At 42.1% G+C, this 25,971-nt stretch carries 23 protein-coding genes; 13 read left to right on the top strand and 10 right to left on the bottom strand.

Annotated features, from left to right (window positions below; translation table 11 throughout):
* Nucleotide 1: 1 nt before the first annotated feature.
* The gene (locus tag CZ434_RS12895; RefSeq protein ID WP_245830983.1) at nt 2–1,837 is read right to left on the bottom strand and encodes a DNA ligase D; all 1,836 of its coding nucleotides are present in this window, start codon (nt 1,835–1,837) and stop codon (nt 2–4) included.
* 100 nt (nt 1,838–1,937) lie between these two features.
* On the opposite strand from CZ434_RS12895, the gene ku reads away from it, so the two are divergent.
* The 3 genes from ku to CZ434_RS12880 all read left to right on the top strand — a co-directional run bounded on the left by ku (nt 1,938) and on the right by CZ434_RS12880 (nt 4,854).
* A complete protein-coding gene (gene ku, locus CZ434_RS12890; RefSeq protein ID WP_077623520.1) occupies nt 1,938–2,801 on the top strand; it encodes a non-homologous end joining protein Ku in 864 nt (287 codons plus the stop codon).
* 182 nt (nt 2,802–2,983) lie between these two features.
* A complete protein-coding gene (locus CZ434_RS12885) occupies nt 2,984–3,991 on the top strand; it encodes an acyltransferase family protein (protein WP_077623519.1) in 1,008 nt (335 codons plus the stop codon).
* Between the two features lie 29 nt (nt 3,992–4,020).
* Nucleotides 4,021–4,854 (top strand): sugar nucleotide-binding protein, encoded by an 834-nt coding sequence (locus CZ434_RS12880; protein ID WP_077623518.1) that lies wholly within the window; start codon nt 4,021–4,023, stop codon nt 4,852–4,854.
* Between the two features lie 35 nt (nt 4,855–4,889).
* Here the strand turns inward: CZ434_RS12880 and CZ434_RS12875 are convergent, their stop codons facing one another.
* The 3 genes from CZ434_RS12875 to CZ434_RS12865 form a co-directional block, all read right to left on the bottom strand.
* Nucleotides 4,890–6,242 (bottom strand): YjiH family protein, encoded by a 1,353-nt coding sequence (locus CZ434_RS12875; RefSeq protein ID WP_077623517.1) that lies wholly within the window; start codon nt 6,240–6,242, stop codon nt 4,890–4,892.
* Between the two features lie 127 nt (nt 6,243–6,369).
* Nucleotides 6,370–7,239 carry a fructosamine kinase family protein gene (locus CZ434_RS12870; protein WP_077623516.1) on the bottom strand — a complete coding sequence of 290 codons (870 nt, stop codon included), beginning with the start codon at nt 7,237–7,239 and terminating at the stop codon, nt 6,370–6,372.
* Between the two features lie 400 nt (nt 7,240–7,639).
* Complete coding sequence (locus tag CZ434_RS12865) at nt 7,640–8,521, bottom strand: fructosamine kinase family protein (RefSeq protein ID WP_077623515.1); 882 nt, start codon at nt 8,519–8,521, stop codon at nt 7,640–7,642.
* Between the two features lie 926 nt (nt 8,522–9,447).
* Between CZ434_RS12865 and CZ434_RS12860 the strand changes: the two genes are divergently transcribed.
* Nucleotides 9,448–11,826, top strand: a complete 2,379-nt coding sequence (locus tag CZ434_RS12860; protein ID WP_077623514.1) for a glycoside hydrolase family 65 protein — start codon at nt 9,448–9,450, stop codon at nt 11,824–11,826.
* 81 nt (nt 11,827–11,907) lie between these two features.
* Here the strand turns inward: CZ434_RS12860 and CZ434_RS12855 are convergent, their stop codons facing one another.
* Nucleotides 11,908–14,046: an immune inhibitor A domain-containing protein gene (locus tag CZ434_RS12855; RefSeq protein ID WP_077623513.1), complete on the bottom strand. Its 2,139-nt coding sequence runs from the start codon at nt 14,044–14,046 to the stop codon at nt 11,908–11,910.
* A gap of 432 nt (nt 14,047–14,478) precedes the next feature.
* On the bottom strand, nt 14,479–14,898 hold the full coding sequence (locus CZ434_RS12850; protein WP_077623512.1) for a hypothetical protein: 420 nt from the start codon (nt 14,896–14,898) through the stop codon (nt 14,479–14,481).
* 389 nt (nt 14,899–15,287) lie between these two features.
* Here CZ434_RS12850 and CZ434_RS12845 point away from each other — a divergent pair, with 389 nt between their 5' ends.
* Together CZ434_RS12845 and CZ434_RS12840 are read left to right on the top strand one after the other, a co-directional pair.
* Nucleotides 15,288–16,943 (top strand): ABC1 kinase family protein, encoded by a 1,656-nt coding sequence (locus tag CZ434_RS12845; RefSeq protein WP_245831071.1) that lies wholly within the window; start codon nt 15,288–15,290, stop codon nt 16,941–16,943.
* Nucleotides 16,943–17,269 carry a phasin family protein gene (locus CZ434_RS12840; RefSeq protein ID WP_077623511.1) on the top strand — a complete coding sequence of 109 codons (327 nt, stop codon included), beginning with the start codon at nt 16,943–16,945 and terminating at the stop codon, nt 17,267–17,269. The genes CZ434_RS12845 and CZ434_RS12840 overlap by 1 nt, the downstream gene beginning before the upstream one ends.
* Before the next feature lie 49 nt (nt 17,270–17,318).
* On the opposite strand, the gene CZ434_RS12835 is transcribed toward CZ434_RS12840, so the two are convergent.
* A complete protein-coding gene (locus CZ434_RS12835; RefSeq protein WP_077623510.1) occupies nt 17,319–18,173 on the bottom strand; it encodes an STAS domain-containing protein in 855 nt (284 codons plus the stop codon).
* A gap of 186 nt (nt 18,174–18,359) precedes the next feature.
* Between CZ434_RS12835 and coxB the strand changes: the two genes are divergently transcribed.
* The 4 genes from coxB (at nt 18,360) to CZ434_RS22185 (ending at nt 21,868) form a co-directional block, all read left to right on the top strand.
* The gene (gene coxB / locus CZ434_RS12830; RefSeq protein ID WP_077623509.1) at nt 18,360–19,040 is read left to right on the top strand and encodes a cytochrome c oxidase subunit II; all 681 of its coding nucleotides are present in this window, start codon (nt 18,360–18,362) and stop codon (nt 19,038–19,040) included.
* A 33-nt stretch (nt 19,041–19,073) separates the two neighbouring features.
* Nucleotides 19,074–20,996 (top strand): cytochrome c oxidase subunit I, encoded by a 1,923-nt coding sequence (locus CZ434_RS12825; protein WP_077623508.1) that lies wholly within the window; start codon nt 19,074–19,076, stop codon nt 20,994–20,996.
* Complete coding sequence (locus CZ434_RS12820; RefSeq protein ID WP_077623507.1) at nt 20,989–21,561, top strand: cytochrome c oxidase subunit 3; 573 nt, start codon at nt 20,989–20,991, stop codon at nt 21,559–21,561. The genes CZ434_RS12825 and CZ434_RS12820 overlap by 8 nt, the downstream gene beginning before the upstream one ends.
* A gap of 169 nt (nt 21,562–21,730) precedes the next feature.
* A complete protein-coding gene (locus CZ434_RS22185; RefSeq protein ID WP_179107263.1) occupies nt 21,731–21,868 on the top strand; it encodes a hypothetical protein in 138 nt (45 codons plus the stop codon).
* Nucleotides 21,869–21,925: 57 nt separating this feature from the next.
* Here CZ434_RS22185 and CZ434_RS12815 read toward each other — a convergent pair whose 3' ends face one another.
* Nucleotides 21,926–22,642 (bottom strand): YwaF family protein, encoded by a 717-nt coding sequence (locus CZ434_RS12815; RefSeq protein ID WP_077623506.1) that lies wholly within the window; start codon nt 22,640–22,642, stop codon nt 21,926–21,928.
* 246 nt (nt 22,643–22,888) lie between these two features.
* Between CZ434_RS12815 and CZ434_RS12810 the strand changes: the two genes are divergently transcribed.
* The 3 genes from CZ434_RS12810 (at nt 22,889) to CZ434_RS12800 (ending at nt 24,990) form a co-directional block, all read left to right on the top strand.
* Nucleotides 22,889–24,226, top strand: coding sequence for a sodium-dependent transporter (locus CZ434_RS12810; RefSeq protein ID WP_077625183.1), 1,338 nt, complete (start codon nt 22,889–22,891; stop codon nt 24,224–24,226).
* 80 nt (nt 24,227–24,306) lie between these two features.
* A complete protein-coding gene (locus CZ434_RS12805) occupies nt 24,307–24,603 on the top strand; it encodes a YwdI family protein (RefSeq protein WP_077623505.1) in 297 nt (98 codons plus the stop codon).
* Between the two features lie 18 nt (nt 24,604–24,621).
* The gene (locus CZ434_RS12800) at nt 24,622–24,990 is read left to right on the top strand and encodes a DUF423 domain-containing protein (protein ID WP_077623504.1); all 369 of its coding nucleotides are present in this window, start codon (nt 24,622–24,624) and stop codon (nt 24,988–24,990) included.
* On the opposite strand, the gene CZ434_RS12795 is transcribed toward CZ434_RS12800, so the two are convergent.
* Both CZ434_RS12795 and gerQ read right to left on the bottom strand, forming a co-directional pair.
* Nucleotides 24,977–25,231, bottom strand: coding sequence for a hypothetical protein (locus CZ434_RS12795; protein ID WP_077623503.1), 255 nt, complete (start codon nt 25,229–25,231; stop codon nt 24,977–24,979). The two genes, CZ434_RS12800 and CZ434_RS12795, sit on opposite strands and share 14 nt — an antisense overlap.
* A 131-nt stretch (nt 25,232–25,362) precedes the next feature.
* Nucleotides 25,363–25,875 (bottom strand): spore coat protein GerQ, encoded by a 513-nt coding sequence (gene gerQ / locus CZ434_RS12790; RefSeq protein ID WP_077623502.1) that lies wholly within the window; start codon nt 25,873–25,875, stop codon nt 25,363–25,365.
* Nucleotides 25,876–25,971: the final 96 nt, after the last annotated feature.

The raw sequence follows: 25,971 nt of genomic DNA, 5'->3' as shown, positions 1-25,971 counted from the left end.
ATTACCCACCGCTTTCAGAAATAAAGTTTTTAACTATCTCCATAGGTTGCCTGCCTCTTGCTTCTTCATATCCGGCAAAAGGGCAGCCTTTTTCTTTTACCCTGCCGGCGACATTTTTTATGGTAAATTGTTCTGGTGACAACTGATCGGTGACTTCTTCCCAGTATAAAGGAGTGGATACAGTTGCTTTTGGATTTTTCCTTGGCGAATAAGGGGCAATTAATGTCTTGTCCTTTCCATGTTGGACATAATCAATATACAGCCGCCCTTTGCGGTTTTTCTTCAATCTTTCGGTTGTAAACAAGTCAGAATGCTGTTTTTCGATCAGGAATGCAATGGCCTGGGTGAATGCTGCTGTTTGATCATAGGATAAACTGTTCTCCGGAATAGGAATATATACTTGCAAGCCTTTGTTTCCGGATGTTTTAATAAACCCCTCCAGTTGGAATTGGTCAATCAAACGTTTGATCAACTTTGCTGCGAAGACCGCCAAGGGAAACTCTTTGATGCTCGGCGGATCTAAGTCAAAGACAATTTCAACTGGGACAGGTTTACCCATTTTTTGAAAAGGTACATGGTACTCGAGTGCGCCGTGATTACCAAGCCATATCAACGCTTCGACACTTCCGCAATGAAGCAGCGTATCATCCCCGGATTTTTCTCCCGCGATATAGACCGGTGCATAATCGGGTAAATGCTTTTGGAAGAAAGAATCCCCTTCGACACCGTCTGGACAACGGATGACTGTTAAGGCGCGATTGGAAAGAAAGGGTAGAATGTATGGCGTCATTTCCCGTAGATATAAAAGAAAATCCCTCTTCAACAAACCTTCTTTTTCATAAAATATTTTATCTTGATTGGATAGCTCAATTGTTTCAGGAATCATGGCAAGACTCTCTTGTACTTTCTCTAGTGTACAAGAGGTGATGTCCATGTCGAATCGGAACCGGTTGAATAATGGTTCCCTTAGCTCCCCCTCTTTCACATCAAGACAATGGACCTCCATACAGATTGCGGGCGGAAGATGGTAAGTGTTTCCCTGTTTTTCTGCATTGGCAACCAGCAGCGTTTTCAGCGTTTCCAGTTCTTTTCCTTCCAGACCATGCTTGAACTTGCCGATAGGCTTCAGCTCTTCTTTCTCATAAACCGCAAGTTCAAAGTAACCGTTACCCTGATCATAGTTCGTCATGATGCCACTTATGTTCCGCCAGTTCTTGATTTTCAGCCAGGCATTATGCTTCTTGCCGTCGGTATAGGTGCTTTCTGCCCTTTTGGCTACAATTCCTTCGCCTTTATGGGTGAACAGGTTGCTCCAAATCGATTCCAAGTCCGGATAACTGTCAATGAATCCAATCCTGCTGTCCCACCGAATTGCAGGTATTTGATCTATACGTTCAAATACTTTACGAAGCTTATTTTTTCGCTCGGTATATTTGTTGTCAGTCGTTCCCTTTCCGTTTAACTGCAACAAATCAAAGCACAGGAAATGGGCTGGTCTTTTTAGTGCAGCCCTCTTGATCGTGGCTTCGGACTTAAATCTTCCGCGCTGCTGTAAAAGGGAGAAATTAGCTTGGAAAATGGTGTTGAGAATGACAATTTCTCCATCAAGTCTCAAAGGGAGGAGGGGTGCGGCTAACTCCTGCAGTTCATTACAATAAGAGACAATCTCAGGGAAGTTATCTGTCAGGTCCTTGCCATTCCTGCTTATAAGGGAGATTTTTTCGGCACTCCATTCCAGTACAGCCCGGAAACCATCGTATTTTATTTCATATACCCACTCTTTCCCTTCAGGGGCTTGTTCACTTGCGATTGGCTGCATCAATTTCAAGCTTCTCACCTCGGTTCCTCGTTTGCTACTAGTGTTTTCTATACATTAATTCCTAGTCATAAATTAACTGTCATCCCGGCAAACTAATCAAAAAGGAGGTTCGATTACGATGCATACAATGTGGAAAGGGACCATAAGCTTTGGACTTGTCAATATCCCGGTAAAACTCCATGCCGCCACTGAAAATAAGGATGTAAAACTGCGACAGCTCCATAAAGAATGCCAGTCCCCAATTAAGTATCAAAAAGTATGCCCTGTCTGTGACAAGGAAATCGAGAGTGAAGAAATCGTTAAAGCTTTCGAATATGCAAAAAATAAATTTGTCGTGCTAAGTGATGAAGAGCTTGAGGAATTGCAAGAGGAGCAGACAGATAAGTCCGTTGAGATTGTCGATTTTGTTCAGCTAGAGGAAATTGACCCCATTTACTTTGAAAAAAGTTACTATCTATCCCCTAATGAAGGGGGAAGTAAAGCATACACCCTGCTACGCAGTGCGTTGAAAGATACGGGGAAAATCGGAGTAGCAAAGATGATCATCCGCTCCAAAGAACAGCTTGCGGCAATTAGAGTGTATGAGAACACTCTTGTTGTTGAGACAATCCACTATCCTGATGAAGTACGAGATGTCAAAGAAGTCCCCAATGTCCCAGAGGAAGCAGAAACTGCAAAAAAAGAACTCGATACAGCCAAAATGCTGATTGAACAGCTGACAACAGAGTTCGACCCGGAAAAGTATAAAGACGAATACCGGACAGCACTGCTTGATTTAATCGAAGAAAAGAAAAACACGGATCAAACAGCTACGGCGAAAGACAAGCCTGCACCGGACAATGTCACCAATTTGATGGATGCGCTCGAAGCTTCCTTGAACAGAGCTAAAAAAGACAAGCCGGAAAAACCGGCAGCCAAGAAGAAGACGACAGATCCTAAGAAACCAGCACCGAAAAAGAAGAAAATGAAGAAAAATGCATAAATGCAGAAAACGTCACTTTACCTTCACGGTACAGCGGCGTTTTTTAATGACAAAAGAATTTCATTTGATGACATTTTGTTAACAACCTCTTTAAGTATGCTTAAATCGACGAAAAGTTGTAGAAGATCGGGTATAGAGTAGTAAGTACTCTTTTGAATTCTAAACACAAAGGATTGAGGAATATGCAAAGAGAATCATTTTTTGATAATGCGAAATTCTTTCTGATATTTTTAGTGGTTTTCGGACACTTGATTCAACCTGTAGTGAATGATTCGCAGACAATGAACACCTTATATCATTGGGTTTATCTATTCCATATGCCTGCTTTTATCTTCCTTGCCGGCTTTTTTGCCAAAGGATCGGGCAGTAAAGACTATATTGCCAAGCTTGCCAAAAAGTTGCTTTATCCATATATGGTTTTTCAAGTTGTTTATACGGCTTACTATTTTTTGATTGGTAAGAGTAGCTGGATGAACGGACCGTTTACACCTCACTGGTCTTTGTGGTTTTTGTTCAGTTTATTCAGCTGGCACCTATTGCTTGCTCTATTCAAGAAGATGCCTCCTGCTCTGGGAATTGGAACGGCAATAGGTTTAGGATTGGTAGTAGGGTATTTTGAACCAATCGGCCAGACATTCAGCTTATCAAGGACGTTTGTATTTTTCCCATACTTCTTGATGGGTTACTGGGTGACCAAAGATCAATTATTCCTGGTGAAATCAAAGGCAGTGAAAATAGCTTCCATCCTGATAATGGCAGCTGCAGCTACCATCATCGCGGTGTATCCTGAATTCTCTACCGGCTGGCTGCTGGGTTCTAAATCGTACGAAACACTTGGTATGCCTGTCATGGGAAGCCTGGCAAGAATGTCGGTATATTTTGCAGCAGTGCTTATGTCGATTAGTATCCTGGCATGGATTCCTAAGAGAGAAGGATTATTGACCAGCTTAGGCCAGCGCACCTTGTATATTTACCTGTTGCATGGCTTCATTATTCAATTCATTCGCCAGCAGGATTGGTTATTTTATAATCATCCTATCGACATCATTGGTTATGCGGCCATTTCATTAGGTATTGTGACACTGCTTGCGAGCAAAGTAATGCTCGGTTTATGGCAGCCATTTATAGAGGGTAAGACATCTATTCTGAAAAAGGCGATTTTTTCCAGGAAGGATAAGGGACTGCGGTAGTTTTCTAAAATATAAAGGGAGCTGATAGCATGAAAATCTGTGTGTTCGGTGCTGACGGTTATCTAGGCTCTGCCATTTATAAAATCCTTAAGGAAAAGGGAAATTTCCATGTTTCTGGAACCTATTATCAAGAGCCGGTCCATGGCCTGGAAGATTTAGAGGAGTTAGATATTAACCAGCCTGAAGCTTTTTCCACTTACTATAAGAACCATGAACCAGACGTGGTGATCTGGTCGTTGATGAACACAGAAGAAGAGGATGTACTGGTGAATGAAGGATTGACTCATTTAATCACCCATTTATCTCCTGAAACGAAATTAATTTATTTATCAAGCGATTTTGTGTTTTCGGCAGGAGAAGGTCCTTACTCAGAAGAAGACCAGCCAAAACAGCTTTCAGAGGACAATCCAAGGTCCGTCTACGTCAATGGCAAAATCAAAGCTGAAAAAATCATCCAAAAAGAAATAGGGAACTACCTGATTCTGAGAATGGGTCCGTTATATGGAGAGAACCTCCTCGGTATCAATGACGAACGCTCGAGTAAACTAGAAGAGTCTCTGAGTGCAGGAGAAAATGTATTTAAATCCGACTTGTTGATTAGAAGCTTCGCTCATGTACAGGATATTGCCAAAGCGGTTGTTGAGTTGGTACCTCAAGACTTATCCGGGATATTTCACATGGGACCTGATCAACATGCGAGTTACCATTCGTTCTATCGAAAAAGAGCGCAGGAATTGAGCCTGGATCCAGGGATGGTCAAAGAACAGCCTCCAGAGGAAACAGATCCATCACTTCCGATCAATACTTCCCTAGAAACGAAAAAATTGAATGGTGTACTCGATGCGTCATTCCGAGAATTATAAAAAGGATTCCAATCTGGAATCCTTTTTAATTGCTATTAAAAAATGATGTGGGCAATCAATACAATGATTGGCAAAGTAATTAAAGTCCTCTCAAGGAAAATGATCACTAAGTCCTTGAAATTGACGGGCACTTTTGAGCCAAGCAACAAACCGCCGACTTCTGACATGTAGACCAACTGGGTGACAGAAAGTGCAGCAATCACAAAGCGGGTCAGTTCACTTTCTATCGAGCTTCCAATGATAGCCGGCAGGAACATATCAGCAAAGCCTACTAAAATAGTTTGGGAAGCTTCTTGGGCATAAGGGACTTGCATTAGTTCCAGCAACGGAATGAATGGGACACCGAGCCATTGGAATACCGGTGTGTATTCAGCCAGGATAAGAGCAATCAACCCAAAGGCCATAACAACCGGTGCTACCCCCATCCACATATCCAGTGTGTTTTGCGTACCTTGTTTGAAAAATTTAAGGACACTTGTCTCTTGTTTTCCGCGTGATACAGCACTTTGATAACCCCAGGTGAATATGTTGTATCCTTCTGGAATCTCTTCGTCTTTTACACCCCCACTATTATCGACATACGTATCGGCCTTGCGTGATAATGGAGGTATTCGCGGCATAATCAATGCAGCGATAAAGCCAGACAACAGGACAGTACCATAAAATGGAATAAACATATGCATCAAATTGACTTCGGAGACAACGACCAACGTAAAGGTGATCGAGACAATCGAAAAAGTGGTACCTATTACAGCCGCTTCCCGCTTGGTATAGTAACCCTCTTCGTATTGCTTACTTGTTAGCAACACGCCGATGGTGCCGTCGCCTAGCCAAGAGGCAAGTGAATCTATCGAAGACCTGCCTGGAAGTTTAAACAGCGGCCGCATGATTTTGGACAGAATCGTACCGAATAGTTCCAACAATCCATAGTTTAGCAATAAAGGCAGAAACAGGCCTGCAAACAAGAATACACTGAAAAGGACATGCAGTAGATCGCCTAATATAAAACCGCCTGTATCTGGTGAATAAATGGCTTCATGGCCGAGTTCAAAGAATACCATTATGGCAAAAACCATCGCCAAAAGTCTTGTAATGACCCAGAACCAACTTACTTGCAATAATTGTTGAAAGAATGGGAAACGTTTTAAGGATTCTCTCCCGGCCAACTTGGCAGCAAGACTCGCGATTGCGGTAATTGCGATGATGATCATCATAATAGCAGAAAGCTGGCCTGACAGTTTTTCCTGGAGCCAGTTCGATAAAATGGCAATCGGGATGGTGATGCCGTCCTCTTCACTCTTCATGGGCGTCATAAATAAAAAGATGCCGATAAGAGAGGGGACGATAAATTTCAAATGATCCAATATGGTAAAGCGATTGTTATTCATAATTTCCTCCTACATCGAGTAACCACTGAGTGTATATATACATGGTTGTCTAATCGGGCATAAAAATGCAGCATTTATCATTTTAATTCATAATTGGTAAATAGCCAAGCATTTCCCACGATTTTAATCAAGTAAATTTACCCAATACCCTGTCGACAGAGCTGCCATAAGTTTCTCCGAACATATTCAAGTGGACGAACAAATAAAAGAGCTGGTATAAAGGTTTAATTTCTTCATAGTAATCAGGGAAAGGTAATACGCTTTTGTATGCTTGATAAAAGTCGGCAGGAAATCCACCGAATAACTCCGTGAGTGCCATGTCAAAACAAGGGTCGCCAAAAAGGACAGAGGGATCGATAAGATATGGATCTCCTGCAGGTCCTGCTATCCAGTTACCTCCCCACAAGTCTCCGTGCAGAAGGGAAGGGGAAGGGTCAGGGAGGAGATTGCCATTCCCAAGCCGATCCAGTAATTTATCGGTTTTCTTTCTTCTCTCAGGAGGCATTAATCCCCGATCAAGGGCACACTTGATTTGCGGTTCTAGTCTTCTTTGTCTGTAATAGTCAGGCCAGCTTTTATAAAATCCATTGGGCTGTCCCAAAGTGCCGACAAAGGTGTTTTCTTCAAAACCATGGTCAGAATGTTTGTTTTGATGCATATGGGCGAGTTCTTCTCCTAATTGTTTCGTTGTCTGGCTTGTTTTTGTGCCTGTTATCCAATCCATAATAAGCACTCCGTCCTCGCCGGAAGCAGGTTCATCATAATAGAACACTTTGGGTACCTTGACTGTGTGAGTATCTCTTATGTAAGCCAACCCCTTTGCTTCTACTCTGAAAAAGTGGGAAGGGACGTTCTTGTTGCCTTTTATGAAATATTCCTGTTCCTTTGTCTGCACATAAAAGGCCTGGTTGATATCTCCCCCCGAAACCTGCCGTATTTCTTCAATCCCGGATTCATCTCCAACCAGGCTTAGTCGGTCACCGATAATCTGTCTCATTAAAATCATCCTTCACTTTTATATTCTCCTATAATAATCGAACAAAAAATCCATCCAACAAAATTGCTCTTGCGCAAAATCCATAAAAATACTCCCTTTCCGGGGGCAGCACCTCAGCCTCCTTGAAAATACAAAGCCATTTTCTGCGTGCGATGATTCGCTGTCGAAGCCTTACTTGTCCTCGTGAGCAAAGTGCACTCACTGCGGGGTCTTCGGAAGCTGTTCTTCCCCCAGGACTTTGAAAAGACATCCATGCATTTACACCGCACGCAGAAAATCGAACTTTATTTTCAAGGAGTGTCGCATTTTTCCTCCGCTTGGATAGAATTTCTGATTAAGTAAGAAGTGGTCCTAAAATATGTCTAACATGAGATACTATCAACCAAAATTCATAGAACTTCTACCAGCGAAGNCAAGTAAATTTACCCAATACCCTGTCGACAGAGCTGCCATAAGTTTCTCCGAACATATTCAAGTGGACGAACAAATAAAAGAGCTGGTATAAAGGTTTAATTTCTTCATAGTAATCAGGGAAAGGTAATACGCTTTTGTATGCTTGATAAAAGTCGGCAGGAAATCCACCGAATAACTCCGTGAGTGCCATGTCAAAACAAGGGTCGCCAAAAAGGACAGAGGGATCGATAAGATATGGATCTCCTGCAGGTCCTGCTATCCAGTTACCTCCCCACAAGTCTCCGTGCAGAAGGGAAGGGGAAGGGTCAGGGAGGAGATTGCCATTCCCAAGCCGATCCAGTAATTTATCGGTTTTCTTTCTTCTCTCAGGAGGCATTAATCCCCGATCAAGGGCACACTTGATTTGCGGTTCTAGTCTTCTTTGTCTGTAATAGTCAGGCCAGCTTTTATAAAATCCATTGGGCTGTCCCAAAGTGCCGACAAAGGTGTTTTCTTCAAAACCATGGTCAGAATGTTTGTTTTGATGCATATGGGCGAGTTCTTCTCCTAATTGTTTCGTTGTCTGGCTTGTTTTTGTGCCTGTTATCCAATCCATAATAAGCACTCCGTCCTCGCCGGAAGCAGGTTCATCATAATAGAACACTTTGGGTACCTTGACTGTGTGAGTATCTCTTATGTAAGCCAACCCCTTTGCTTCTACTCTGAAAAAGTGGGAAGGGACGTTCTTGTTGCCTTTTATGAAATATTCCTGTTCCTTTGTCTGCACATAAAAGGCCTGGTTGATATCTCCCCCCGAAACCTGCCGTATTTCTTCAATCCCGGATTCATCTCCAACCAGGCTTAGTCGGTCACCGATAATCTGTCTCATTAAAATCATCCTTCACTTTTATATTCTCCTATAATAATCGAACAAAAAATCCATCCAACAAAATTGCTCTTGCGCAAAATCCATAAAAATACTCCCTTTCCGGGGGCAGCACCTCAGCCTCCTTGAAAATACAAAGCCATTTTCTGCGTGCGATGATTCGCTGTCGAAGCCTTACTTGTCCTCGTGAGCAAAGTGCACTCACTGCGGGGTCTTCGGAAGCTGTTCTTCCCCCAGGACTTTGAAAAGACATCCATGCATTTACACCGCACGCAGAAAATCGAACTTTATTTTCAAGGAGTGTCGCATTTTTCCTCCGCTTGGATAGAATTTCTGATTAAGTAAGAAGTGGTCCTAAAATATGTCTAACATGAGATACTATCAACCAAAATTCATAGAACTTCTACCAGCGAAGGCAGAACACGCAGACTCCTCGAAAATGAAAAACGATTTTCTTCGTGCGATGTCTTGCTGTCGAAGCTTTCCTTATCCTATGGGAACAGCGAAAGGTCTTCGATGGGGCGAGTAATCGCAGTCCCACGTGTCCGAAGACCCCGCAAGAAGTGTTCTTTGCTGATGAGGAGGCTGAGGCCGTGCCCATGGAAAGCGAAGTGTTCTGCCGCAGCGAGTACCAACACTCAATGAACATCAGAATGAGAGAGAACGTCACAAAAGTAATTTTCACTAGTTCGCAGTTTCTCTCTAATGTAAAAGTGTATTTATATATGTTATATCCCGGATTCTTCCGTTCGTAACCATTTTCTCTACGACTGGGAAAAATGGCTCAAATGGTTTAGCTGGCAGATGTAGTGGTATGGAGTATTAGGTGGACTATGATTACCATTTGACCGAAACCGGAAGGAAAGGGTAAGTTATACATAGACACATCATCGGCAAACCGAAAACCTATTGCAAAGGAGTATATTCAAATGACTTGGAAGATAGAAAGCCATTCATTAAGAGATATAGACCTTTTAAATGAAGAAAGCCTCTTCTTCTTGGGAAATGGTTACCTAGGGGTAAGAGGAAGCTTTGAAGAGGGTTACGGACCATCATATGAATCGATAAGAGGGACATATATTAACGCTTTCCATGATACAATCAATATTTCCTATGGGGAAAAATTATATGGGTTTCCGAGCACCCAGCAAAAAATGTTGAACGTCATCGATACCCAGACGATCGATATCTATATCGGTGATGACAAAGAAAAGTTCGCCATCACCGAAGGGGAAATCCTCGACTATAAGCGGACATTGCATATGGATAAAGGGTATGCGGAGCGTTACATCCATTGGCGGTCTCCAAGTGGCAAAGAAGTGAAACTGACGTTCGAACGGATGGTTTCTTTTATTCACAGAGAACTTTTTATCATCAAAGTTAAAATCGATCCAGTTAACTTTTCTGATAAAGTGACTGTGGTGTCCACGATGGATGGCGATATATCCAATTACATCAGTTTATCAGACCCAAGAGTCGGCGCGGGTCATTCAAAATCCCTCCACGTAAAAGAATGCGATGTGCATAAGCACACGGGATTCTTGCTGAGCGAGACTGAAACATCGGAACTGCAGATGGGCTGCCATACCAGTCATTATCTGCCTGGAAATGAGGACATCAATCCGGAGATAAACGAAGACGGTCAAAAAATCTTTTTCTCTTATACATTCGATAATAAGAAAACAGATCCAGTGGAATTTATTAAGCAGAATATCTATGTAGACACGTTGAGACATGGCGAAGAAATCCATGAACGGGCCAAAAGTATCTACTACCGTCTTCTGGATGTGGACTACGAAACGCTGATAAAATCTCAGGCAGACTATCTGAATCTTTTCTGGGCACGAAGCGATGTGGAAATAGGCGGCGAGGAACAGCTCCAGGAGGGGATCAGGTTCAACTTGTTCCATCTCCTGCAGTCGGCCGGGAGAGATAAGTACAGCAATATTTCTGCTAAAGGATTGTCGGGAGAAGGATATGAGGGACATTATTTTTGGGATACCGAAATATACATGTTTCCCGTATTTTTAATGACAAATCCCGAATTGGCCAAGCAATTGTTGATTTATCGATACTCTATCTTAGAACAGGCAAAAGAATGGGCAAAAACACTCGGCCATACCCAGGGAGCCCTATTTCCGTGGCGGACGATAACCGGAGCAGAGTGCTCCTCTTATTTCCCATCCGGCTCTGCCCAATACCACATCAGTGCAGATATTGCTTACAGCTATATTCAATATTACCATGCAACCCATGACGAACAATTTATGATCGATTATGGCGGCGAGTTGGTGATAGAGACTGCAAGACTTTGGATGGATGTCGGCCATTTCCGAAAGGACGGTAGTTTCTCCATTGACGAAGTAACAGGGCCGGATGAGTACACTTGCCTTGTCAACAACAATTATTACACCAATGTTATGGCTAAGCATAATTTAGAGTGGGCAGTTAAATTGTTTGATTTACTTCCACAATGGGACGAACGGCTCGCGGACCATCTGTTCGAACGGATCGGAGTGGAAGAAGAGGAAGTAGAAGAGTGGAAAAGGGCTGCAGCAAGTATGCACTTGCCTTATGATCCAGAGTTGGATATCAACCCTCAGGACGATACCTTCTTGAACAAGGAACGATGGGATCTAGAGAATACTCTGGCAGAAAATAAGCCGTTGCTGCTTAATTACCATCCTCTGACATTGTACCGCTATCAAGTATGTAAACAGGCCGATACAGTGCTTGCCCACTTCTTATTAGAGGATGAACAGGAATTCAGCACAATCGTTAACTCATTCGATTATTATGAAAAAATCACCACACATGATTCTTCCTTGTCATCTTGCGTATTTAGTATCATGGCTGCTAAATTGGGTGATATAGAAAAGGCCTACGAGTATTTTAGCGAGACTGCAAGGCTCGATTTGGATAACACAAAAGGCAATACAAAAGACGGCCTGCATATGGCCAATATGGGCGGTACCTGGATGGCGATTGTATTCGGCTTTGCTGGTTTGAGAATCAAGGAAGACGGACTCCATTTGTCTCCGCAGCTTCCAGAGCAATGGGACCGCTATGCTTTCCATATTCAATATAATCATCAGCCGATCAAAGTGGAGAGGGAAAGCGGAAATCGTCTCGTCCTCCATTTATTGGATGGTCCGGAAATCAATATTTGTGTGAACAAAGAAAAATACATTCTACAGCCGGAAAAGGACTTGGTGATCGATTTAAAACCAGTAAAACCTTTCGAAGACTGTTCGCCAAATGATCCGGCTAAACCGAAAAAATTAAGTGATGCAAGCAATGTCCAGTAAGGAAACTCCTGAATCATTGTTCTTGTAAACAGCAAAAAAAACAGCTGCAGATTCAGTATCTGCAGCTGTTATATTGTTGGTTTATTTATTCTTGTTCCCTTTCCCTTTTTTACCTTTGTCCTTGTTTTTTTCTTTGCCCTTTTCTTTCAATTCTACATTATACTCAAATGGGACCGGACTGTTATCACCTGAAGGGGCTGCATACCAAGTGGTCATGTAGTTCGTGCCTTTTTTAAACAGGTTCTTTAATTTCAGTTCATCCGTCTGGGTCATGTTAAATGGATCAATATGTTCCACCTTGTACTTTCCGTGTTTATCTTCGTTTACAAAAGTTACGGAATAGTTAACATACTGTTCAAGCAGCTCTTGTTTGGATTGGAATCCGTCAAGAGAGGTTCCGTCATAGCTTAGACCGATTTCGGGAACTTCAATGTTATCAACAAACCACCCTGCATCATTGTGGCCCCAGTCTGTTAGATAGCGGAAAGAAATATATACTTCTTGGCCCGCATAGTCTGTAAGATCAAACGTTTCCTGCTGCCAGTCATCATAGTGACCGGTAAAGCCAGGTACATTTTCCTTGATTTTAGGATGGCCTTCCTCCACTACGTCTGATCTTGTGTTTTCGTTAGAAAGGCTTGTCCATTCTTGGCCATCGGTTGTAACTTGGACTGCTCCGAAATCCCATTGCTCTTCGATATCGACGTAATTATCAAACTGGAGTGTAGCTTCTGATACTTCACTTAGGTCAGCTTTGAAGATAAGGTTATGATCTGCTTCATCTCCCTCGCCGCCCCAGTACACTTCATTGTCTGAATCCAATGGGTCTGTGACAGTTTCCCAAGGAACACCCTTGAAGTTAATTCCTTCAAAAGAAATACTTTCGATTTTAGAATCGAAATCGAGTATTTTATAGTCAGCTCCCCAAGCCGGAACACCATCTTTTTCGTATTCCTGCGCTTTTTCAAAGTTGACAGTCATTCCTCGTTCTTTACCATCTTCAACAGGAAGTTCACGCAAATCAATCGTTTCAAAACCATAAATACCTTTTTTGCCTTTGATATTTTGTTTTTCATCAATCAATAGGGCGGTTACAAACTTTTCAAATACACTTTGGAAATCTTCTTTAAAACCGAATTCTTTATAAGCAGCATTATAACTTTCAATTCCGTTAAGCGGGCTTGTTGCTACTTCACGGATAAATTCCTGTCCGAATTGTTCGTAGTTATATAAAGTGAACAAGTAGACAAGACCGTAATCGGCAATAGTTTCCGGGCCGGTTTCGGCTCCGACATGTTCATCCCAATTAACAAGGGAGTTTTCAGGGTGATCAAGTAGGAAATTGATAGACCCGGCATCATGTCCATAGCCGCCCAGGTACTCGGAAAAGGTGGACATCCCTTCATTGAGCCATGTCGTTTCATCTCCATCATTGTCCGCATGGATTAAATGTTGTAGTTCATGCATTGTAGTGGAGAAGAAAGTGCTTTCCAAGCGCTCTTCCCAATTGTTTGTATCAATCGTCACGATATTGCGGTCAATATAGTTTTCCAGTGTCTGCCAGAAAAAACCTGCAACAAAGAATGGATAATCAGGATCATGGTAGTTGTCATCTTCTACGTTATCAACAAGCATGATCACCTTGTCGCTTCCTTCGTAATATCCTTCAGGAAGTCCGACCATTTCAGGAAGAGGGGAACTGCTTCCATCTAATTTATCCGGATTTCCGAAAAAGGCGGTTGTTTTTGGATAAATATTTGAATCGAATTCCTCTGTAAGTTTATCGACTTGTTCTTGGGTGACAACATGTGCCGGTCTCGGATCTCCTTCTGGGAAGCTTAAGTCGTTGGCGACCCATATCTCTACATTTTCACCCACACTGCGAAGGGTGAACTCTTTAAATGCTAGATTTCTATCTAAAAATACTTTTGTGCCCCCGTCATATGTAAAATGGCTGTCAGCACTCTCAGAAGCAGAAGCTTCCTCCTCATCTAAATGGATATTTTTTGCGGATTCTTTAATTTTCTGCTTGGCTTCTTTTTGAAACTCTTCATCTTGAGATTTTTCATTTAGCTCTGCAGATATGTCCAATTCATCGCCATAACGCTCAATATTCCAGTTCTCTTTATCCGCAGCTTCCGCCTTATAGGAGAAAGCAGGAACTAGGAGAGAGAACGTTAATACACTGCTCGTTACTATCGCTGTTAGTTTTTTCTTCAAATAATCGTACCTCCATATATTTTTGTTTGCGTGCAATTGCCAGAGATTCGGATAGGCGCGCCCTATGTAAACTAATTATAGTAGATTTATCAGAATTTTTTAAATAGTGATAAGGAATCAAATTGGCGGGAATTACCATCGATTTCATACTAATTAACTAAGTCTAATGTACTATTATTTTTTATTTTATTCGATAAAAAGTAATAGCTTCTTAAGGGAAAAATACTAGAGTTGGAAGTGTTACGAATATAGGTATTCTCGTAGACGGATGACCGTAAATCATTGATAGACGCAGATTAATTTAATAATTCCACCAAGCATTAGAGGTGAAAGCCTTTGGGAACTTTATGTAAATGACTGGGAAGAAACAAAACTATTAGCTTTTCCACACGTGCAGAGTGCCAAAAAGAGATATTTAACAAACAAAGCATATTAACTTGTATCCAAGTAGCCTTCCGCCGCTAAATGTTCAGACGGTATTCTCTCCATGAACCCTGGGCTTGTCCCGATGGTTCCATTGACCGACATTTTTTCAAACATACTTTCCAGTGAAACGGCTTTGGAGATTGATTTATTTTTCGGTTTGTTACCGGTAATCTGCTCGGACTCTGCAGCCCTGTCTTTTCCGGGAAGCCCCCCTTGTTCAACTGTCTCCCTCAGCTTTTCCTGCTTGGCTGGAAATTCCGTCACAGGTGTTTCCAAGTTCTGTTCGGCGGCCAGTTTCAAACCATTATTACGATCTGTATTCGCATTCTTTGTTTCCTCTGCTTCGGCATGGTGGGAAAAAAAAGGGACAAGTAAGGAAAGCGATAGCACACTGCTGGACAAAATTGCCTTTAATCTTTTTTTCAAATAGATCAACCTCCAAAATAATTTTTTTTGGTTCAGTGTTGCTGCTTCCGCTTTGAAAAGTGGAATGGAAGCGATTTATTGGGTGGGGCGCCCTGTAGACACAATTATATATACGTCTTTTTGAAAATTTAAATGGTCTTTTTGTAGGTACTTAGTGACAGGAAGCTACACAAAACAGCATCTTCATAGGTCTAAATGACTAGTTAAATCCATAAAAAATCATTATTCGATTTCTTTTAACGTTCGGAAAGGGGTTATTTGAGGAATAATCCCGACATATATCCTTCATTGATGTAAAGAAGATTCATATAATTAGAGATTAGTTTTCAGGTGAATGTTTATGGGTATTCGTTAATATAGCAATGATGAACGGATGGCGGGAACAGGTGGTGAAATGGTTGAAGTATAATCCTATATATCGCATGTATGCAATTGTGTTCATGACAGGAAAATTCCTTGTGCAACTATATTGGTTCCATTTAACACATCGTGTATGGGACAGAGCCACAAAGCAGAAATGGGAAGGACTGCTGATCAAGCAGGCAAGGGAATACAGACGGACTGCAGTAAAACTGGGCGGGCTGTTGATAAAATTCGGTCAGTTTCTAAGCACCCGAGGCGACTTGCTTCCGGCTGCCTTTATCAAACAGTTAGAAGGTTTGACCGACAGGGTGAAACCCATCCCTTTTCATTATTCACAGAAAATACTTGAAGAGGAATGGGGAGAAGGCTTGAATGAGTGGGTAAGTGAATTGGATGAAGAATCAATCGCATCCGCTTCTATCGGGGAAGTTTATAAAGCTTTCCTGCACGATGGTACACCCGTAGCTGTAAAAGTACAAAGGCATCGAGTCCAAGAAGTTTTCCACAAAGATTTCCGTGCACTTCGCCTCGTTTTCTGGATGCTGTCCCGGTTTACATCATTTGGAGAAAAAGCTGATTTGAAAGAATTGTACAAAGAAATCGTGGCGGTGATGAGCAGAGAACTCGATTTTACCCAGGAATTGAGATACGCCAAGTATTTCAAAGAAAGATTCGCCGAGTATGAAGATGTTTATGTCCCGAATTACTATGATCATTTATGCACTTCAAGGGTGCTGGTAATGGAGTGGATCGATGGCAGAAAAGTGGATGACCTGGCATTCATGCACACAAATCAAATCGAGCGAAAGCATGTAGCCAAGACCTTGTTTGATCTATACGCAGATCAGTTCATTAATCCGGGTTTGTTCCATGCAGATCCGCATATCGGCAATATATTGTTGCGACAAGACGGATCATTGGCCATCATTGATTTCGGAATGGCTGGAGAAGTGAAAAAAGAGGATACCAAACATTTACGAAACATAGTTCAAGGTATCATTCTTGATGACTATGGACGGGTGATCCGTTCATTGATCGAGATGGATTTCATTCTGGAGAACGCCGATACTGAAAAACTAGCCAAAGTTTTAAGGAAGACGTTCAGTTTATACAAGGATGATTCAAGCAGGATGCGGGCAGAAGCGATGGAGCAAATGATGGAGGATATCCAGCTTTTTGTGAAGGAGCAACCGATTCAGCTTCCGGCAGATTACGCCTTTCTGGGACGTGCAGCATCCATCTTGCTCGGTGTATTGACCACCATTTATCCGGAAATCGACTTGGAGGAATGGGGCCGCCCAATAGTCAAAAAGTGGGCATCCGGCGAAAACGGTAAAGGCTCTATTTATACGGAAGTATTCAAGGAATCTGCAAGGCCTCTGCTTTCATTGCCCAGGGAAATAGTTGAATGGTTGAATGATGGAGAGAAAGACAGAGAATGGGCGAAAAATAAACAAAGATATAAATTCATGCATCATTTCTACTTATTTTATGCGGGTTTAAGCTTTTTCCTTGTATTGTCTGGTACTGCCGTATCTGCAGTCGGTTATTACCGGGAAGGGGATTTGTTTTTCCAGGCAGGTGCAATCGTGGCCGGTGTGTTTTTGTTGATTCTCTTGGTCCTGGTAAGAAAACACTTTAAAATGATTCGGTCATTAAAATATAACAGGAGGTTTTGGTAATGAGTGATATGTTGAAAAAAGGTTTCCTGTTGGGTTTAGGAGCAGCTATCAGCGGAAAAGAGAAAATGGAAAAAATGTTAAATGATTTAGTGGAAAACGATCAATTGACGCCTCAGCAAGCAAGGGAGATGTTCCGTGAATTCATTTCCAAAGGAGAAACAAAAGCATCTCAATGGAGCAGACAGCAAAATGAACAATGGGATAAAATTATTGATGATGTTGGGCTTGTGTCTAAAAAAGAATTTAAAGAATTGGAAGCCAGAATCAGAAGATTGGAAGAGTACCAGAAATCTGAAGATAACCAGAGACCTGATTGGGAAATGTAGACGGCAAAGTCCCAAGTCTCTTGTAGACAAGGGACTATTCGTTTTAACATCAATTTTGTCGTTTGTTTTTTCGCTTATACAGCATTTCGACTGCTTGTTTCAGGTGAGACTTTGTCAGGACGTTATTCTTTTTCGTAAGCCCGAGTTCATTGGAACGTATGCTCAAGTCGGGTCTCATTCCGGTAACGATGACGGAAATGCCCAGTAAACTTAATGTATCGAATAATTTATACAAATAACTGACAAACAGGTCATCTACTTTGAACAAACCTGATAAATCGATCACCAGCCAGTCAATTCCCATTGTGCTTGCGGTTTGGGCGGTTTCTCCTAACACGATTTCTGCCCGCTTTTCATCCATTTCTCCTACAAGTGGCAGGATAGCGGCTTCATCCATGATCGGGACTATAGGGGAGGAAATTTTTAAATACCTATTTTCATAGTCACTTAGTTTTCGGTCTTCTTCTTCTTTATAGGCAATGCTCGCACCATTGATGAAGTAGTTGAAAACATGGTCGATTTCCATCATGACAGAAGTAACTTCTCCTGAAGTGTACCTGCTGTCACTGGCTCTATCATCTATGAACATCCATACCGCTTCTTTAAAAATAGAAAACTTAGCAAGGCTGTCAGACAGATTGTTGCTTTGAGTAAGTAAATTTTTTCCCATTGAGTATCCGATATCGACCGCTCTCTCTCGATAGCTTTGGTCATTCTCTCCAAGGATGGCGGCTGTAGTGGCGATCATTTGTTCAATGTGTTCGGCTGTTACAGATAACCGTTCAGCGGAATAAATTTCAGCAGAGTAAGCCGTTTGCAGTTGGCGCAAGATCGTTTCAGTAATTTGCTGGCTGTTTTCTTCTATCTCTCTGTGAAAAAAACGGTATGTATCCTGTGTCTCCATATTCCCCAACCCTTCTCTATAATATAGCCTCATTATAAACAAAGCTCTTCTATAAGTAAATCGTAATCCAAGTTAAAGGAAAAGTGCCTTTTCTATCAATTTACCAGGAAAAAGTTTGATAGACTGCTGGTTTGGATAAATAAAAGGGAATACATATTTAATAGAAGAAAAAGGGCGGATGTAGTGGTGAAGAAACTCTGGTTGATGTTTACTTTGCTGATGTTATCCGGCTGTGGGATTAGAACTCTGGATCCTCATAGCGGCACAGCACGGGATCAGGCATTCCTTATATATTTCAGTTTTGCAATCATGGTTGTTGTCATGGTGATTGTTTTTGCGTTAATGATTCGGTTTGTGTGGAAATACCGCCAGACAGCAAAAAACAAGGATGATCTGCCGGAAGAGATTAACGGAAATAAACGGTTGGAAACAGCCTGGACATTGATACCTGTTGTTTTACTGACCATCCTGGCAATTCCTACGGTGGCAATCACCTATGACTTATCCCCTACAACTACGACGGATACAGAAGGAGCCATTCATGTACAAGTCACCGGTGAACGTTGGAATTGGACCTTCGAATATGCCAATGGCAAACAGGCAGATAATGTTGTCCTCCCTGTCGGTGAAACGGTTGTTTTTCATTTGAATTCCAATGACGTCATTCATTCTTTCTGGATCCCCGAGTTGGGAGGTAAACAGGATGTCATCCCTGGAAAAGAAATTCTTTTTGAAGTGACACCAGATGAGAAGGGCAGCTTTATCGGAAAATGCGCAGAATTTTGTGGACTTGACCATGCGAATATGCGTTTTGATGCCAATATCGTATCAGCAGAAGCATATCAGGCATGGCTGGAAAAAGAGTAAATAAATTAATTTCTGGTTAAAGGGTGTAGGCTGATGACTTTCAATTTTCTTGATAGGGTTCTCTATATGCCGGGAGATGTGATTGCTGCCTGGGTTTTGGCGATAATTCTGGGTCCCGTCATTTTGTTTTTGATTACAAAATACAAGAAATGGCCGCTTATATGGGAATACATGCGGACGACCAACCATCGGAAGGTCGGAACGATGTATTTACTTTTCGGAGTGTTGTTTTTTTTACGGGCTGGTACAGATGCTTTGATTATGAGAACCCAGCTTGCTGTCCCTGAAAACAACTTTTGGGTATTTCAAGGCGAAAAATATAATGAGGTATTTTCCACCCATGGGACGATGATGATTTTCTTAGTGGCAATGCCACTCTTGATAGGACTGATGAACATAGCGGTACCGTTGCAGATAGGGGCGCGGGATTTGGCATTCCCTTTCCTTAACTCAGTGAGTTTCTGGTTGTTTTTTTCAGGGGGAATGCTTTTCAATATGGCTTTCTTTCTGGACAGTTCTCCGAATGCGGGCTGGACAGCCTATGCTCCTCTGTCGACTGATACTTACACACAGGCAACCGGCAATGATTATTATGTGTTTGCTCTTCAAATATCAGGACTTGGTACCACATTTACAGCTATTAATATGATAGTGACGATTCTAAGGCATCGTGCACCGGGAATGAAGATGACCAGGATGCCTTTATTTCCTTGGGCGTCTTTGATCACCTCTTTTTTGATTCTGGTCGCATTTCCTGTACTGACGATTGCCCTGTTCCTGCTTATGTTTGACCGGTTATTCGATACGTCCTTCTTTTCAGGCGATGTCGGCTCGCCGGTTTATTGGCAACATCTGTTCTGGATTTTCGGGCATCCGGAGGTATATATTCTCGCATTGCCGGCATTTGGTATTTTTTCGGATGTTATCTCGACTTTTTCAAGGAAGAAAGTGTTTGGTTATACAATTATGATTGTATCGCTGGCGTTAATTGGATTTTTCGGATTCATGGTGTGGGCGCATCATATGTTTACGGTAGGGCTTGGTCCAATGGCAAACACGTTCTTTGCGATTACGACGATGATCATTGCCGTACCTACTGGCATCAAGGTATTTAACTGGCTGTTTACGATGCGTAACGGTGTTATTCGTTTTGAAACACCGATGTTGTTTGCGATTGCCTTTATCCCGACATTTGTGATGGGCGGAGTGACAGGGGTCATGTTATCTGTCGCAGCAGCAGATATGCAATTCCATGATACCCACTTTGTGGTTGCACACTTTCATTACACTATCATTGGATCGACGATTTTAGGCATTTTTGCCGGCATATACTACTGGTATCCGAAGATTACAGGTAAACTGTTAGATAACAGGCTCGGAAAATGGCATTTTTGGCTGTTTGTCGTCGGCTTTCATCTGACATTCTTCATCATGCATATTACTGGATTGGAAGGAATGCCGCGCCGGGTGTATACCTATAAATGGGAAGACGGGCTGTTCATTTACAACTTAATCAGTACGATCGGCGCCTTTATGATGGGGATAGGTGTATTGTTTTTTGCATGGAATATTTATAAAACACATCGATCGGGGGCAAAGGCGCCGGCAGATCCTTGGGAAGGAAGGTCACTGGAATGGTTTGTTTCTTCGCCATCTCCTGAACATCCTTTTGAAGAAATGCCGATTGTCGAAAGGCGCGATGCTTTCTGGTATTCCAAACAAGATAAGAAGCAGCTCCAAATAGACAAAAACGCAAGGCCCGCACCTGTCTCCGTACACACTCTCCAGCCAGCTGTGATTTCAGGTATTTTATTTGTCCTTGGTGTTTCTTTTATCTATGAGTGGTGGTGGCTTGCTATTATAAATGGAATGCTTCTGCTCGGCATGTTCTTCCTGCGTACATGGAAAGACGAACGGGGAGCTTTATATCGAGAGGAGGAGAAAGCAGATGAATAAGAACAGCGGGATTTTATTTGAAGACAAAAGGCAGGGGTTTTTCCTGTATTTAATAGTGGAGGCGGTTATGTTCGCCGTGCTGTTCGCGACCTACTTTGTATTTACTCCTTCTCCTGATGGTCCGGACCCTTCCGAAGTCTTTGAACTTCGGACAGTCATTGTCTCATCCGTGTTCTTACTTTCAAGCAGTGGGACGCTTCTGATTGCAGAAAAAGGATTGAAATCAGCAAATTTTAAACAGATTTGGCTTGGACTTGGACTGACCTTTCTGCTTGGACTGTTATTCTTATGTATGGAGATATATGAATTTTACACTTTTGTTCATGAAGGATATGGATTGACTGCCAATAACTTTATGTCTGCCTTTTACATTCTGGTTGGCCTCCATGCTTCCCATGTTTGTTTTGGTCTGTTATGGATGGCTGCTTTGTTCTTTCACTCGGCCAGGAAGATTCCATATGCGTTATTTGAAGAGAAACAGAAGATTTTTCATTACTACTGGCATTTTGTAGATTTAATCTGGATTTTTATTGTGCTCCTGGTTTATATGCCTTATCTACTATAATCAAAGTCATCTGGCAGAAATACTGATAGGAAAAACCATAGGTAATATTATTTATTTTCGGAAAACTTGAAATAATAGCGTGACAAAAAGGAGGTTTGAAAGTACAATAACTGTAATATAACAATCCTTGAAAAGGCATCTAAATTCCAGGATGGGAGGAAGCACTAAAATGACCGATTATATTGCTTTCAGAAACGACGTAGAGAAAAAGCTGAAAAGAAATCTCTATGAGGAAGAACTGGAATTCTTACAATGGATGTATGAGCGTTACAAGGAAGACCAACCACAGTATAAATTGACAATATAAACATCATAGATAAACCATGGGGAGATTGTTCCCATGGTTTTTTTATGGGCAAAATAATCATGAACTTCTCCATGTCTTGGCCAGAAAGTATAAAAGAAGGAAAGATAGCAAAGCTGTTAGCCCTAGATTGATATAATACCAGATGCCCTCCCCGAATAAATGGAGCAGTGTATAAGCATTAGACCTGCCAGACAAATAAAGATAGTTAGAGTCCGATAGAGGATTGACAAATAGTCCGACAATTAATGCATATACTATCAGGTAAAGGTAAGAGTCGATCATTGATTTAAAAGAAATATCCTTCTTGTTCCCTATCACTAGAAAGAGGCTTGTCCAAGATATCGCGATATGATGGACAAAGAACTTCCAAAAACGGAAATGTTCAGGTCCATAGGGAAGATCAGGAGTAATAAGCGCCAGAAATGCCGGCAGAAAACCGATGAAATACGTAAATGCTACAATCCGTTCATTAGGGACAAGGAGGGAGATGATTGCCATCAGGGAGGCAATTCCACATAGATGTAACGGAGCATGGCTGTTGAAACTCCATATACCATGGTAAACGGCCCAGTATTGATAAGACAGTTCCGATAATACCAATAAAGTAAACAATGTCCAATGAATGACAGCATGTAATGTCGCGTTTCTTGCAATCTTTCCGGAATACTGCATAATAAGTGCCACGCCAAGGAGATATATCGCCAGCATGAGGAGATGGCTGGCAGAAAATGGCGTGAACACAGATTCTGATGATACCCCGAACCAGCTATCCATAATGCACCTCCTGTTTTGCTATTACCCCAACGCTGGCACAGAAATGCCCGGCAAACGATTTGAAATACAGGACAGACAGATCGATTGGATATAATTTTCAAAAAATAAACGTAAGACAACTGTTGTTTCAACATTGAAAGTTTATTACTATAGGAAAGTATGTGATTTCAAAGAACTTAAAACAGGTATATGAGATGGATATCTTTAAAATACCAAAAAAGATTGAAAAGGAGTTTATGTATGAATATGGCAAGAGAGAGTTGGGCGTCTAAATTAGGATTCATGCTGGCAGCAATGGGTTCGGCTGTAGGACTGGGCAATATCTGGCGCTTCTCTTATGTAGCAGGTGAAAATGGCGGTGGCGCATTTTTGATTTTATACCTGATCAGTGTTCTCGTTATCGGGATACCTTTGCTGCTTGTCGAAGTGAGTATAGGAAGAAAAGCACAAAGTGATGTCGTTGGTTCCTATGAAAAACTGGCGCCTGGTAAGCCTTGGTACCTGGCTGGCTTTTTTGGGATAGGGGCCTCCCTGCTGATATTGGGTTTCTATAGTGTTGTTGCGGGATGGTCTTTTTATTATTTCTGGAATTATCTAAATGGTTTTTTCTTCAATGAACCTCAGGAAGGCTATGGACCTGCATTTGAAAGTTTTACTACGACGTTGACCCAACCGCTGATATGGCATGGACTATTCATGGTGGTTACCATATTGATTGTCCTTTCCGGTGTTAAGAAAGGAATCGAATTAGCCAATAAGATATTTATGCCGTTGTTGGCAATCTTATTGATTATTCTCGCGGGGTTCAGCTTGTCGTTAGATGGAGCTGCTGAGGGGATGAGATTTTTATTTCAGCCTGATTGGAGCGTGCTGTCCGATCCAACTGTGTACATTTCCGCTTTAGGGCAGGCCTTCTTCTCACTCAGCCTGGGAGTCGGCGCAATGATGACATATGGAAGTTATCTGTCCTCCAGTCATAAGCTCCCGGGCGCCACTTTCGGCATAGGGATAATGGATACATTGTTTGCCATCATTTCCGGTGTTGTTATCTTCCCTGCAGTGTTTGCCTTCAGTATCGAACCAGACTCTGGGCCTGTCCTTGTTTTTATTACACTGCCTAGCATTTTTAACCAGATGCCGTTTGGCGGATATGTCGGTATATTGTTTTTCCTCTCATTGTCACTTGCGGCCATATCGTCATCTGTTTCATTGCTCGAAGTGCCGGTATCCTATTTAATGCGAGCTGCAAGCTGGACAAGAAGAAAAGCCGCTATGGTGAGTGGATTGATCATATTTATCCTTGGTATAGGCGCCTCACTCGGGATGGGAGTGCTTGCAGGCGTTACGCCAATAGGCGAAAACAATATCATGGACTCCATGGATTATATTGCATCAAACATCTTTCTTCCATTAGGGGGAATGACGATGGCCTTGTTCGTTGGCTGGCATTTCACCAAAAGAACGGCACTGGAGGCTGCTGATTTGTCAGGGACAGGCTTGGGAAGTGTATGGTATGGACTGGTCCGTTACATTGCACCAATCCTAATCGTGATTATTTTTCTTCAAGCTTTAGGGTTGTTTTAAACAACCGTTTGTTTAAACTAATCTATCCTGGCGTGTTATACTAGTTGCAAATGACTCCCAAGAAAAAGGAGGGAGCGCTTATGGCGATTTCCAATCAATCCGTATTGAATAAAATGCAAAAGGAATTGAAAGAAGCGATGGCGAAGGAAGGACAAACAAATGCTGTAAGGGAACATGTCCGTGCCGTTCGCCTGCTATGCGACTTGATCCTTGACGAAGATAAAGGTTCCGGCACTGCTGAGCAGCAGGAGCTGCAGGCAATGATGGGGAATTTAGAGACGTCCTTAAACAAACCATCCAATGTTCAAAGAACGGGCCAACAATCAGTCAACACAGATCATGAAGAAGCAAACGGCGATTCTTTATTTGATTTTTAAATGAGGTGAACAGGATCCATGAAATTATTTTTGCTATTAGGTGTTGTGAATGGTTTCATTGCCGTGGCACTCGGTGCATTCGGTGCCCATGGTCTTGAAGGGAAAATTTCCGAGAAGGCATTAAAAACATGGGAGAAAGCAGTCAGCTATCAAATGTTCCATACGATGGCTTTGTTAGTTGTCGGTATATTGATCGGAAGGTTCCAAGCAGCCAGCCTGACTGCAGCTGGATGGTTTTTCCTGATCGGGATTATACTTTTCTCCGGTAGTCTTTATATATATGCTCCAACCGGAATCAAAACATTCGCCATGATTACACCCCTTGGCGGATTAATGTTTCTGATTGGATGGGTCATTCTTGGTTATGCCGTTATCAAGTTAGTATGAAGTACAGGTAACTGATAAAGATAACGATGACAAGACTCCTTGTCAGCTGCTGGGCAAATTGCAAGGTGTTCCCTTTTTTTCTTTCCGCAATTCCCTCGAACAGGAAGCTCAGGGACAGGAAATAGAAGGCAATGACAATGAGTGAGACGAGCCCATTTATGATAGCCAGAATGCCGACAACCACAGTAAGAACCATCATGAATAATTGAAGGTGAATGAATTTGTTATAAGGGTGGTTCATATATTATCCTCCTTAAAGCAATTCAGCTTTCAATAGAAGAAGAAACCCTTGCATAGTCAGTGTGCAAGGGTTTTTTACGGTAAAAATAAGGGCAGTAACATAATCGTTCATTTATTTATGCATAGGGAATGTTATCTTGGTGGGTAATTGACTAGTTGATTGCCACCGCCGCTATTGTAGGGATATGTGTAATTCAATTCTTCGTCAAAGGTGACATAATCCAAGTAAACCATCAATAGAAGGTACCTGCGACCTGTTTCAGGATCACTGATAATGATGTGATCTCTCCCGGCAGCTTCAATGATTCCATGGAAGACCATCGCATTCCATCGTTCATTGTTCTCAAAAGTCATGTAAAAGGTCGCTTCTTTACCTCTATTCAGACGGAGGATATTCTCAATATAAGATCTTTCCGTCGGCAGCATACCAGGTATGTCGGATACGTTCGCCTGCTGAGCCGGGGTTTGCTGTTGTTGTTGTGCCTGTTGTGCCATTTGACCGGGCATTTGCCGGTAACCCTGATAAAGCGCAGGCTGTGCTTGCTGGTAATAATAAGGCGGATATTGTGCATACCCATAACCAGGAACAGTATAGCCGCTGTTCTGTTGTATTCCTTCATTACCTTGTTTATTTTCATTGCTCATGTAAACACTCTCTCCCTTCATATGGTCTCCAGCCGAAACAAGGACTAGCCGGGCTCTACGGCTGGAAAAAACTTAACGCCCTTATGCCAGCTTCCT

Origin of the sequence: Sediminibacillus massiliensis, from assembly GCF_900156915.1 — a bacterium.
Classification (GTDB): Bacteria; Bacillota; Bacilli; order Bacillales; family Amphibacillaceae; genus Sediminibacillus_A; species Sediminibacillus_A massiliensis.
This window is presented reverse-complemented; position numbering and strand designations above follow the sequence as displayed.